Origin of the sequence: Erythrobacter sp. WG (genome assembly GCF_026586795.1) — a bacterium.
GTDB lineage: Bacteria > Pseudomonadota > Alphaproteobacteria > Sphingomonadales > Sphingomonadaceae > Erythrobacter.
The window spans coordinates 104,645-116,756 of sequence record NZ_JAPFGY010000004.1 but is presented as its reverse complement, the minus strand read 5'-3'; the positions used below and the strand labels follow the sequence as shown (position 1 = coordinate 116,756).

At 68.4% G+C, this 12,112-nt stretch carries 9 protein-coding genes; 3 read left to right on the top strand and 6 right to left on the bottom strand.

From position 1 onward, the window contains the following. Window positions 1-47: 47 nt before the first annotated feature. Window positions 48-851 (bottom strand): tyrosine-protein phosphatase, encoded by an 804-nt coding sequence (locus OPU67_RS03460; protein ID WP_267617589.1) that lies wholly within the window; start codon window positions 849-851, stop codon window positions 48-50. Window positions 852-989: 138 nt separating this feature from the next. Between OPU67_RS03460 and OPU67_RS03455 the strand changes: the two genes are divergently transcribed. Together OPU67_RS03455 and OPU67_RS03450 are read left to right on the top strand one after the other, a co-directional pair. Beyond that, complete coding sequence (locus OPU67_RS03455) at window positions 990-1,466, top strand: response regulator (protein WP_267617587.1); 477 nt, start codon at window positions 990-992, stop codon at window positions 1,464-1,466. Between the two features lie 387 nt (window positions 1,467-1,853). Next, entirely contained in the window at window positions 1,854-5,156 is a 3,303-nt protein-coding gene (locus tag OPU67_RS03450; RefSeq protein ID WP_267617585.1) for a TonB-dependent receptor domain-containing protein, read from the top strand. 103 nt (window positions 5,157-5,259) lie between these two features. Here the strand turns inward: OPU67_RS03450 and OPU67_RS03445 are convergent, their stop codons facing one another. From OPU67_RS03445 to OPU67_RS03435, 3 genes are all read right to left on the bottom strand, one after another. Next, window positions 5,260-6,426 carry an acyl-CoA dehydrogenase family protein gene (locus OPU67_RS03445; RefSeq protein WP_267617584.1) on the bottom strand — a complete coding sequence of 389 codons (1,167 nt, stop codon included), beginning with the start codon at window positions 6,424-6,426 and terminating at the stop codon, window positions 5,260-5,262. Between the two features lie 159 nt (window positions 6,427-6,585). Next, window positions 6,586-6,960 carry an ArsR/SmtB family transcription factor gene (locus OPU67_RS03440; protein ID WP_267617583.1) on the bottom strand — a complete coding sequence of 125 codons (375 nt, stop codon included), beginning with the start codon at window positions 6,958-6,960 and terminating at the stop codon, window positions 6,586-6,588. 23 nt (window positions 6,961-6,983) lie between these two features. Next, on the bottom strand, window positions 6,984-8,090 hold the full coding sequence (locus tag OPU67_RS03435; RefSeq protein WP_267617582.1) for a hypothetical protein: 1,107 nt from the start codon (window positions 8,088-8,090) through the stop codon (window positions 6,984-6,986). A gap of 202 nt (window positions 8,091-8,292) precedes the next feature. Here OPU67_RS03435 and OPU67_RS03430 point away from each other — a divergent pair, with 202 nt between their 5' ends. Beyond that, window positions 8,293-10,272, top strand: a complete 1,980-nt coding sequence (locus tag OPU67_RS03430; RefSeq protein ID WP_267617581.1) for an alkyl/aryl-sulfatase — start codon at window positions 8,293-8,295, stop codon at window positions 10,270-10,272. On the opposite strand, the gene OPU67_RS03425 is transcribed toward OPU67_RS03430, so the two are convergent. Together OPU67_RS03425 and OPU67_RS03420 are read right to left on the bottom strand one after the other, a co-directional pair. Further along, window positions 10,269-11,075, bottom strand: a complete 807-nt coding sequence (locus tag OPU67_RS03425) for a nucleotidyltransferase family protein (RefSeq protein WP_267617579.1) — start codon at window positions 11,073-11,075, stop codon at window positions 10,269-10,271. The two genes, OPU67_RS03430 and OPU67_RS03425, sit on opposite strands and share 4 nt — an antisense overlap. Then, window positions 11,072-12,082, bottom strand: a complete 1,011-nt coding sequence (locus OPU67_RS03420) for a D-alanine--D-alanine ligase family protein (protein ID WP_267617577.1) — start codon at window positions 12,080-12,082, stop codon at window positions 11,072-11,074. Before OPU67_RS03420 ends, OPU67_RS03425 begins: the two co-directional genes overlap by 4 nt. Window positions 12,083-12,112: the final 30 nt, after the last annotated feature.

Here is a 12,112-nt window from a genome sequence, read left to right as displayed (position 1 = left end):
GCGGTGGGAATCTCGAGCGAGCGATATGGGGCGGCCGGTGCGAAAAGTCACGCCACGAGCTTGGCCCTCAGGCGCTCTTTTCTTGCCCCGTCCACACCCAGGATTGCCTCGAGATAGGTGTCGAGCGATCCGTGATCCGCTTCGACCTTGGCGATGTAGGTGTCGATGTATTCGGGCAGCACCCCCATCAGGTTGTGCAGCGCCTCGGGATCGATGGTGCCGAAATGCGCCTGCATCCGGGGGAGCGACTGGCGCTCGAGGATTGCGCGGGTCGGCGCCTCGTTGGTGAGCAAAAACTCGGCCGTGTAATCGTCGCGGTGGACGCCGAGCACGTGGAGCAGCAGGCTCGCCGCCATGCCGGTGCGGTCCTTGCCGGCAAAGCAGTGGACGAGGCTGCCGCCCTCATTCGCGTCCAGCGCGCGGAAATATTCGCGGAACACCCAGATCATTGCCGGATTGACGGGCATCCGCGTATAGACCGCCAGCATCCGCTCGCGCGCCTTCTGCGCGGTCATCTCCACCCGGCCGCCTCCGCCCTCGTGCGGCGGCGAGTTGGTGGTCTCCCCGTCGTAGGCGATCACCTCGGCGCCGAAGTCCGGGTGGCGGCGGCAGGGAAAGCCGGTGCGCTCGCTGGTGCCGCGCAGGTCGATCACGGTGCGGATACCGAGCGCATGGACAAGCGCGAGGTCCGCCTCGCTCGCCTCGAAGTGCTGGCCCGACCGGAACAGCAGCCCGGTCTTCACCCGACCTCCGCCGCCGGCCCGATAGCCGCCATAGTCGCGAAGGTTGTGAATGCCCTGTGTGACATAGAAGGGGCCGATCCGGGCGGCCGCGGGAGAATCGCTGGTCATGGGGGCGGACCCTTACAGCCGGGTCCCGCAGGGGCAAGCAGGCCTCCGGCAAATCCCCTAGGCACTTGTGCGAGGGGGCGCGGCAGGCCCGTCCCAAGGCGTGCGTGGTTAACCCTGCGTTTCCCATCCCCTTCGAGCATGGCAGACCCGCACATGGCCCGCATCCTGATTGCCGACGACGACGAGCTGATCGCCGAACTCGCCAGCGAGGTGCTGATCGACGCAGGGCACGCCTGCGGCTGGGTGACGAGCGCGGCGGATGCGTGGCGCTGCGTGCAGCGCAAGCGGCCCGACCTGCTGCTGCTCGACCAGGGGATGCCGGGCGAATCCGGCCTCACGTTCCTCAGGCGCCTGCGCCTCTCGGCCGAGCTCTACGATCTGCCGGTGATGATGTTCACCGCGATGCGCGGCGACGAGGACCGCGCGCAGGCGATCTTCGCCGGGGCGCAGGACTTCCTCTCAAAGCCCTTCGAGCCCTTCGATCTGGTGCGCCGCGTCAACCGCCAGCTGGCCCTGCGCGGCGACCGGCCGCGCCATGTCGACATCAAGGAAGCCGTGATCGGCGATCCCCATCGCGCGGTGCTGCCGGGCGAGCCCTATCGCCGGGTGCTGTAGCCGATCGAGTGCAGCAGGCGCGCCGCGCCCGGACTTCGCATCCACGCAGCGCCGATCCTTCGCTCAGGACAATGTGTCCTGGCGGCCACACCTGCCTGCCAAAACCGCTATATCGGAAGACTAACATATGTTTGCGCTTACGGCGGATCGCGTCATTTGCGATAGTCATCCCCGGCGCCACCCCACGCGGGGCGCGCCGCTTCAGGGGGCGGGCAGGCACAGGGCGTAAAGCCCGGCCATCCGATCTCGCGCAGGAAGGACCGGCAGGACGCGGTAGGGGAGAGCGACGGGCTCCCCGCCACAGCGCGCCTGGCGACGACAGGATCGACGCCGCGCCAGCCGCGGTTTCGGCCGGTCCTACGGCTTGTATCTCGCGAGGTAGACATCATGCGTTTCACGAACTCGACTTTCTCCATGGCCTCGCTGCCGGCGATCGCCGCGGCGCTGATCGCGGCCGCACCGCTGCACGCGCAAGACAGCGCGGCGCAGGAGGACACCGCGACGGCGGAAGATTCCACGCCGATCGTCGTCACCGGCTCGCGCCTCAAGCGCGATCCCAATTCCACCGAGCCGGTGCCCGTGACGACCGTCGATGCGACCTCGCTCAGGAACTTCGGCGCCAGCGATCCGACCGCCGCGCTGCGGCTGATCCCGGCGCTGATCTCCTCGAGCACCGTCGCCGACTCGCTCGAGCGCGGGCCCGCCGTGCCGGGCGGCGCCAACACGGTCGGCCAGGCCTCGATCAACCTGCGCCAGCTCGGCGCGAACCGCACCCTCGTGCTGGTCGACGGCTGGCGGCACGTCTCGGGCGTGGCCGGCACCCAGTCGGTCGACGTCTCGACCATTCCGCGCGGCCTCATCGAACGCGTCGACGTGCTCACCGGCGGCGCGTCCGCGATCTACGGCGCGGACGCGGTGACGGGCGTCGTCAACTACATCCTCAAGCGCGATTTCGAGGGCGTCCAGATCGATGCGCAGATGGGCATCTCCTCCGCCGGCGACGGGCGCACCGCGCGGATCGAGGGTCTGGTCGGCAAGAACTTCGGCGGCGGGCGCGGCAACGTGACCCTCGCGGCCGGCTACACCAAGGACAACGAGATCCTGATGGGCGCGCGGGCCTTCACCCGCGACAACGGGCGCGGCAACAACTCGACGACCTACGCCAACCCGCTGCGGCGCTTCCAGGTCGGCGAAATCACCGCCGCGGCAACGCCGAACTTCGCGAACTTCTACCGCATCGGCGGCCCCGGCGCATCGGCGACCCGCTTTCCCTACGGCGCGGTGATCCCGACTGCCGCCCAGGCTGCAACGCAGTTCCCGGGCGTCGCTCTGACCGCGGCCGAACAGGCGCTGATCGCGCGCGCGGCGTCGGCCCCGACGTTCGTCATCGGCGGCGACCCGCGCTTCGCCATCTCGTCCAACGCCGGCCTGATCTACCGCCGCGACTTCGGCTTCTTTTCCGCCGACATCAATGGCAACGGGGTGGGCGACTGCAATGAAACCTTCACCGGCCGCCTCGCCGGCGGCGGCGGCGGGTGCTACGTGACCGATACCCAGGGCAACGTGCGGATCGTGCGCGACGGGGTGATCTCGACCGGCACCAACCAGTTCGGCGGCGACGGCTCGGTCGAGCGCACCAACCAGACCTCGCTGATCCCGGGCTCGGAACGCATCTATGCCAACCTGCGCGCCAGCTACGAGTTTTCCGATGCGGCGCGGATCTGGATCGATGCCAAGTACACCCGCAACAACACGGTCAGCCGCAACAACTACAACAGCTTCTACGACACGCTGCTGATCTTCCCGGAAAACCCTTTCATCCCGCAGGCGCTGCGCGCCGATGCCACCGCCGCGCGCGGCCTGCGCATCAGCCGCGACTTCCTCGACCTCGGGCCGGGCATCTCGACCGCCGAGCGCGACACCTACCGGATCGTTGGCGGGATCGACGGCGACATCACCCCGCACCTCAAGTACCAGCTGGTCGGCAACTACGGCCGCACGGACAACGTCAACACCTCCAGCAACTCGGTGCGCTACGACCGTCTGTTCGCCGCGATCGATGTCGTCCAGGGGCCCAACGGCCCGACCTGCCGCTCGACCCTCAACCCCACCGCCGCCCCGCACCCGGGCTCGGAGTTCTTCCCGGTCATCGCGCCCGGCTTCTTCACCTTCACGCCCGGCGCCAATTCGGGCTGCGTGCCGGTCAACCTGTTCCGCGGCGTGAATTCGGTCACCCCGGAAGCGGCCAACTGGATCACCACGCCGACCACCAACCGCTTCCGCCTCGAGCAGACGGTCATCACCGGGATGCTGAACGGCGACACCGGCGCGTTCCTCAACCTGCCGGGCGGTCCGATCTCGTTCCTCGTCGGCGGCGAATATCGCGACGAGTCCTCGCGTTCGCGCTTCGACGACCTGATCCTCGGCCTCCTGCCCGCCGGCTCGCCCGCCGGCCCGGCCGGCACCTTCATCGGCAACGTGTCGCGCAACCAGCGGCTGGTGTTCGATCCCACCACCCGCCAGTTCAACGCCGGCGGCTCGTTCGACGTGAAGGAGGTCTTCGGCGAAATCCGCGTGCCGCTGCTCGCCGATATGCCGTTCTTCCACGAACTGAGCTTTGGCGCGGCGGGCCGCTATGCCGACTACTCGACTGTCGGCGGCAACTTCACCTGGAACGCCAACGGGGTGTGGGCGCCGATCCGCGACATCCGCCTGCGCGGCAGCTATGCCCGCGCGGTGCGCGCGCCGAACATCGCGGAACTGTTCAACCCGCAGCAGGGCGCGACCTTCCGTCCCAACGACCCGTGCAACCAGTCGCTGATCGACCAGCTGATCCGCGAGAACCGGCCCAACGCGCAGACCCGCCTGCGCAATTGCCGGGCGGACAACATCCCGGTCGGCTACGAGGACCCGCTCACCGCGCGCTTCTCGGGCACCTCGGGGGGCAACCCCAACCTCAGGGAGGAAACCGCCACCACCTGGAGCGTGGGCGGCGTCATCCAGCCGCGCTTTATCCCCGGCTTCTCGGTCTCGGCAGATTACTACGCGATCGAGATCACCGACGCGATCCAGGCGGTCGATGCGCAGACGATCGTCAACACCTGCTATGACCTGCCGACCTTCCCCAACAACTTCTGCACGCTGTTCACCCGCAACCCGGGGAACCGGGGCTTCAACTTCCTGACCCAGACGCAAATCAACTTCGCCAAGCTCGAAACGCGCGGGATCGACTTCCAGGCGAACTATGCGTTCAGCCTCGGCAAGAACAACTTCAACCTCGCGCTGGTCGGCAACTGGACCGAGCGGCTCGACCGCTTCTTCGATCCGGTGCGCACCGACTTCGTCAACCCGGGCCTGCGCGAACTCGGCGCGCCGGAGTGGTCGGGCTTTGCCAATGTGACCTGGAACCGCGGCGACTTCAGCCTCAACTACGGCGTGCAGTACATCGAATCCACCGCCGTCGCCGGGGCCATCGAGATCGAGCGCATCGACACCGAATTCGGCCCCGCGGGCTTCGCGCCCGATTACTGGATCCACAACGTCGCGTTCAACCTCGACGTGACGGACGAATTCTCGCTCTACGGCGGGATCAACAACCTGACGAACGAGATCCCCTACATCTCGAGCTCGGCCTATCCGGTCTCGGGCATGGGGCGCGCGTTCTTCCTCGGGGTGACCGCAAGGTACTGATCCTTCCGGGAGGCAGGAAGAGCAAGGCCCGGCCGCGCGACGCGCGCGGCCGGGCCTTCGCTTTCGTGCCCTCCCCCGTTCGACCGAGCGGGCGCGCGTCGCCCTACTCGCTGGTCCCCAAGAGCCCGCGCGCGACCACCCAGTTGTGGATCTCGCTCGGGCCGTCGTAGATGCGCATGGTGCGCAGCTTGTTGCTCATCAGGTAAAGCGGCAGCTCGCGGGTCATGCCCATGCCGCCGTAAAGCTGCATCGCGTGGTCGACGATCTCGTAGGCGCTTTCGGTGCAGAAGCTCTTGATCATCGAGATTTCGCTGCGGGTGTCGCGGCCTTGGTCGATCTTCCACGCGCAGTCGTAGGTCATCAGCCGCATGGCGTGGATCTTGGTGGCGGCGTCGGAAATCCAGTTCTGCACCGTCTGGCGCGCCGACAGGGGCTTGCCGAAGGTGCTGCGCTGGGGCGCGTAGTCGATCATCATCTCCATCGCGCGCTGCGCCATGCCGATCGACCACGACGCCATCTCGATCCGCCGCGTGCCGAGCCGCACCTGCATCGGCGCAAAGCCCTGCCCGCGCTTGCCGAGAAGCTTCCAGCCCGGCACCCGGCAATCCTCCAGAGCGATCTCGTAGGTGGCCGTGCCGTCGATCATCGGGATCTTGCGGGTGACGTTGAAGCCGGGCGTGCCCTTGTCGACAAGGAAAGCCGACATCCCGTTGCGCCCGCCGGGGTTCTTGTCGGTCACCGCCATAAGGATGGTGAAGTCGGCCTCGGCGCCCTTGGTAATCCAGATCTTGCGGCCGTTGATGATCCAGTCGTCGCCGTCTTGCACGGCAGTGGTGCGCATTCCCTGCGGGTCCGCGCCCGCGCCGGGTTCCGAGATGCCGATCGCGGAGATGGTCTCGCCGCGCACATAGGGTTCGAGGTAGGCTTCGCGCTGCCGCTCGTCGGCGGCAACCATCAGCATCCTGAGGTTCGGGCTGTCGGGCGGGAGGTAATAGGGCACCACTGTCTTGCCGAGCTCCTCGGAGACGCCGACCATCGCCACCATCGGCAGGTTCATGCCGCCCACCTCCTCGGGCGCGTCGAGGCCCCACAGACCGAGCTCGCGGCTGGCGGCATCGACCTTCGCGGTTTCTTCCGGCGTGAGGTAGGTGCCCTGCCCGATATTCTCACGGGCGATCACGGCGCTTTCATAGGGCATCAACTGGTCGCGCACGAACTTGCCGACCAGCTCCTTGAGCATGGCGTGTTCGTGATCGAGCTCGAAATTCATAGGTCCTCGTCCCCGTTCATCCGCGATGAGTGCGGCGCCCCTGACACCACACATTACGCGGCCTGTCACCCTCGGGATGAGGAGCACGCGGCGGATAAGAGGAGCAAACCGCCTCGCAGCCGGCGAACACGGCCCGCCCGGGGGCGAGAGGTTTGCGGATCAGGCCGCTTCGGCGGGCGGATCGACCCCTTCGGCCTCCCACAGGCGCTTGGCCTGGGCGATGTCGGCCGGGGTCGCGCGGCTGAGGCGGTGGGCGATGAAATCGATGCCGCCGATCAGCCATTCGGCCAGCGCCGGCTGCGCGAGGCGATAGACGCGCTTCTGCCCCAGGTTGCGCGTCTCGACCAGTGCGACGGCGCGCAGCACGCCGAGATGCTGCGACACGCGGGTCGGCGAAATCTGGAGGATATCGCCGAGCTCGTTCACGGTCTGCTCACCGGCCTGAAGCTTCAGCAGCAGGCGAATCCGGTCGGGATGGGAAATCTGTCGCAGGACGTGCGCCAGTTCATTCGCAACGATTGTGCGGCTCGGCATCAGGGCACCTCTTCCTGCTTGTGTTAAGAGCTAGCGAGATTTGAAGGCACAATGCGCAGAGTGGGGGTCCGGTTCCCGAAAACTGACATTTGTTTGTTTTCGAGCGCACGCCACTGTGGCTCGAAGCGCTGACCGGGAGCTGGCTCGCCGGTCAGCCGCGCGATGGACCCGGCATCGGTGCTCGCGGCAACACAGCCGGGTGCCTGCGCCCAAGCCCCGTGAAGGCATCGGGCCGCGTCGTCAAGTCCCGCCTCGCGCAGGGCAAGCGCGAGCGCCTGCACCGCCAGCCGCGCATCCAGCGGCGCGGAGCTCGCGCTGTCGTCCAGTGCCTCGGCCGTGATCCGCACCACGCCCTTGCGGGTCCACCACAGCATCGGCCAGCCGCCTTGCACCCCGGCGGTCTCGGCCAACACCGCGAAGACCATGCCGCGCAGGTCCGGCATGGCGATGATCGCGTCCCACCGCGCCGCGCCCGCCATCATCATAGGCAGCGCCTCCTCGAGGGTGCGGATCTCGAGCGTGGTGCCCGCCGGGCAGAGCCGCAGGTCCTCGCCCAGCCGCAGCCGCCCGATCGCCGCGCGGTGACGGGCGTGCACGAGAATCGCGATGCGTGTCCGACCCTCCGTGCAGGCGGCGCGGATCATGGCGCGCATGATCCCGGCCTGCGGCAGGCAGTCGCCATGGCTCTGCTCGGCGGTGAGGCGCATCGGATGGGGCGAAAGGAGCAGGATGTCGGTCAGGGCGCAGGGCGAATCGGGTGCGGGGCCGGTGGGCGCAAGGGCGTAGCTGGCGACGAAATCGGCCTTGGGCAGGCCCGGCAGGCCGCCGTTCTGGAAAGCGGTCGGGCACCAGGCGGTCCACGGGGCGAAGACCGGCGCATCGCTCTCCTTGCCATGACCGGCGCCGGGCCAGCCCGCCAGCCGTCGTCGGTGGGGTGCGGGCACGAAGCGGGGCTCGATGGCAAGCCAGTCGAGCAATGCGCCGAGCGCCGCACGCCAAGCTCCCGGCGCGCGGTTGGCGCATTCTGCGAGCCGCAAGGCCCCGCCCACCAGCGCGAGGCCGGGCGCGCAGTCGGGCCCTGCGGCGTGCGCCGCAGGAGGCCGGCGCGGCCTGTCGCTGGTGTGGTCCATCTGCCCCGATCCTCACGCCTCGCCAAGGATTCGGCCGGCTATTACGCGCGAAGCGCCGCACGCGAAACTTCAATCTTTTGTTGGCCTCGTTCGACTTTCTGGATGCATCAATCCGTCTGACGGCCTCCGCCCGCACGGCGTCTTGCATTGGCCGGCCCTGCCGGGCATCCTGCCTTGGGGAGACACGGGGGGAAAACGTCACATGAGCATGGCCGATTGGTGCGCTGCGCGCGCACTGGTATTCGCCGTTGCCGGCGCACTCGTCGCCGCGCCGGGCGCCCGGGCGCAGGAGCAGGCGCCGGGCGAGGCAAGCGCCAACACCCGCGCCGCGCAAAAAGCGGTCGTCGCCGCGCTCCCGCCGGAGGGGACGCGCGATGCCGCCGATTCGCAGCGCGGCTTCCTCGCGACGCGCAAGGACCCGGTGATTCTCGGCCCGGGCGGCAGGCCGGTCTGGAACCTCGAGGCCTATGCCTTCGTCAGCGGCCCGGCGCCCGACACCGTCAACCCATCGCTGTGGCGCCATACCGGGCACCTCAAGCGCCACGGGCTGTTCGAGGTGACGAAGAACGTCTGGCAGGTGCGCGGCTTTGACGTCTCGAACATGACGATCGTGCGTGGGAGCACGGGGTGGATCATCATCGACCCGCTCACCAGCGTAGAAGCCGCGAAGGCGGCGATGGAACTGGTCGAGCAGACGCTGGGCAAGCGCCCGGTGACCGGCCTCATCTATTCGCACAGCCACGGCGACCATTTCGGCGGCGCGAAGGGCGTCGTCGATCCGGCCGATGCGGCCACGCGGAAAGTGCCGATCATCGCGCCTGCGGGCTTCATGGAGGAGGCGACCTCGGAGAACGTCATGGCCGGGGGCGCGATGATGCGCCGCGCGGCCTACCAGTTCGGCACCGGGCTCCAGCCGGGGGCGAAAGGGCAGATGGGCAGCGGCATCGGCCTTGGCCTGTCCTCCGGCACGCTCTCGCTGATCCCGCCCACCGACACGGTCGCCAAAACTGGCGAGACACGCGTGGTGGACGGCGTCGCGCTCGAATTCCAGATCGTCTCGGGCACCGAGGCGCCGGCCGAATTCAACGTCTTCGTGAAGCCCGAGAAGACCTTCCTCGCCGCGGAGATCGCGACCTGCACGCTGCACAACATCCTCACCCCGCGCGGCGCCAAGGTGCGCGACGCGCGGGCCTGGGCGCACTACCTCGACGAGGCGGTGACCCGCTACGCGCCCGAGGCCGACACCGTCATCTCGAGCCACTGCTGGCCGATCTTCGGCCGCGCAGCCGGAACCGCATGGCTCGCCGCCCAGCGCGACCAGTACCGCTGGCTCCACGACCAGACCGTGCGGCGCATGAACCGGGGCGAGACCATGGACGAGATCGCGGAAGGCCTGGACAGCGCCCCGCCCCCCGTCAACGGCGCGGAGTGGTCGACGCGCGGCTACTATGGGACGATCAGCCACAACGCCAAGGCGATCTACCAGTTCTACCTCGGCTGGTACGACGCGGTGCCGGCGAACCTCCATCGCCATCCGCCGGTCGAGCGGGCGAAGAAGCTGGTCGAGGCGCTGGGCGGCGCGGACCGCACGCTCGCCCTGGCGCGCAACGCCTATGCCGCGGGCGACTACCGCTGGTCCTCGGACCTCCTGCAAAGCCTCGTCTTCGCCGCGCCCGACAACGCCGCAGCCAAGGCGCTGCTCGCTGACAGCTACGAACAGCAGGGCTACCAGGCCGAAAGCGCGATCTGGCGCAACCCGTTCCTCGCCGCGGCAAGCGACCTGAGGCGCGGCCGGACGCTGATGACCCCCACCCAGCCCAACGAGCTCATCACCGCGCTGGCGACACAGGAGCTGCTGGATTCGGCCGCGACCCGTTTCGCCCCCGAACGGCCGGGCCCGCGCGGGATCACCATCGGCATCGAACTGACCGACCGGCAGGAGCTGGCGATGATCGAGATCACGCCGCAGGCGATGATCGGGCGGGTCGGCGCGCTGCCGCCCTCCCCCGCCGCCAGCATCAAAGGGCCGCGCGCGATGCTGCTGGCGATGCTGTTCCTGAAGCAGCCGGTCGTCGCGCTCGAAAAGGCGGGGCTTCAGGTCACCGGCGACAAGGCAGCTTTGCAGGCGGTGATCGACGGGCTCGACCCGATGCCGCAGGGCTTCGAGATCGTGCTGCCCTAGGCGGGGATCGCCATCCGCCGCGCCATGATCTCGCTCGCACAGGCGTGGGTGCGCTCGTTGTCGACGTCGATCGCGTAGGACCCATCGGCGAACACCACCGGCACGAGCCGCACCTTCATCCGCTTCGAGATGCGCACCAGCGCGCCTTTGAGGCTCAGCCAGCCCTGCCGGAACATCAGCGTGTTGATGAGGCCGAAAGCGTTGATCACGCGGGCCGGGTTCTTGGCGAACTGCCCGCCCTCGCGGAAGATCTCGACCACCCGCAGCACCTCGGCGCGCGCGATCCAATAGGTGTTGCAGTTGGAATAGCCGTCGTCCGAGAACTCGTAGAAGCGGCGCTGGCCTTCGGGATGGGCGGCAAGGATATCGGCCTTGCGCGCGAAGGCGGCAGCCGCGTCGGCATCGCCCGCGCCGGCGATCATCAGTGCGATGCTTTCCGGCGTCATCAGCACGTTGTCGGCGGTGGTGACGAGCATCGGGAAGCGCGCGTGCGCGGCGGCGGCGAGCACGCTTTCGGCGAGGTTGTGCTCGGCTTTGAAAGCCTTGAGCCGCCCCGCCGCCGCCAGCCGGTCGGCGGTGGGCAGGCCCTCGAGGATCGCCGGATCGTTGATCGAGACGACGATATCGCCGATCTCCGGCGCGGCCTCGAGCGCGCGCAGGACGTGTTCGATGCAAGGCGTGCCGAGGACGGGCACGAGGCACTTGTCGGCCACTCCGTGCGCGGCGGCGAGGGGGTCGATGCTCCCCTCGCGCCGGCCCGCCAGCACCAGCGCACTCGCCGCGCCCAAAACCCCGCCGCTCATGCGAACAGCCCCTGGCGCTTCATGCTTTCGGCAAGGATCGTCTCGATCAGCTCTTCCTGGGTGATCCCGGCGAGGATCGCCGCGCGGCCGAACACCTTTTCGGACCACAGGTTGCAGTTGAGGTTGACCTCGAGAAAGTCGATCCGCCCGGTCTCGTCGTCGACCCGGAATTCGAAGCGGCCGTAATCGAAGGGCGCGAAGATGCCGAACAGCGTCTCGGTCATCGCGGCGATGCGCGCGACCATCTCGGGCCGGTCATAGGCAACGAGGCTGTACTTGTTGGCGCGGTCGACGAGATCGCGCTTCTCGTAATAGGTTCTGAGGTGCGCAGGGTCCGCCTGGAGGAACTGGAGCATCGGCAGGATCGTCGGCTTGCCGCCGATGGTGATGACCGGCACCTCGACATCGCTGCCAACGAGAAAGGGCTCGACGATCGCATCGTGCCCGTCGGCGTGGACCGAGGCGATCGCCGCCTCGAGCCCCGCCGCGTCGCACGCATCCTGCACGCCCCAGCTTGCCGAGGAGGCATTGGGCTTGATCACCCACCGCGCGGCCGGGGGCACGATGCCGACATCGACCGGCGCACCGCGGCGGAAGATCGCCCAGGGCGCGGTCGGCACGCCGCGCGCCTGCGCCTCGAGCTTGGAAAGGTGCTTGTCGTCCGACAGCCCGCGCAGGATCGGCGAGGCACCGACATAGGGCAGGCCGAGCCGGGTGCAGAGCAGCGGCAGCATCATCTCGGAATTGAGAAAGCCGCCCCGGTTCAGCAGCGGGAAGACAAAGTCGACGCCCTCGGGCCGCGCGAACAGCGCATCGTAGCTGTTGGCCACCTCGAGGCCGATGCCCAGACCCTCGAGGATGGTGCGCACCTCGTGATGGTAGATCGCGTGATTGCCGTCCTCCGGGTGCAGCGAACCGTCACCCAGGGCGTGCTTGGCGATGAACAGCGTGGTGAGGCGCTGGCGCGCTTCATCGGGAATGCGCGTGGGGATGATGGGTTGCGTCACAGAAGGGGTCCGGGGGTGAGGAGAGGGGGT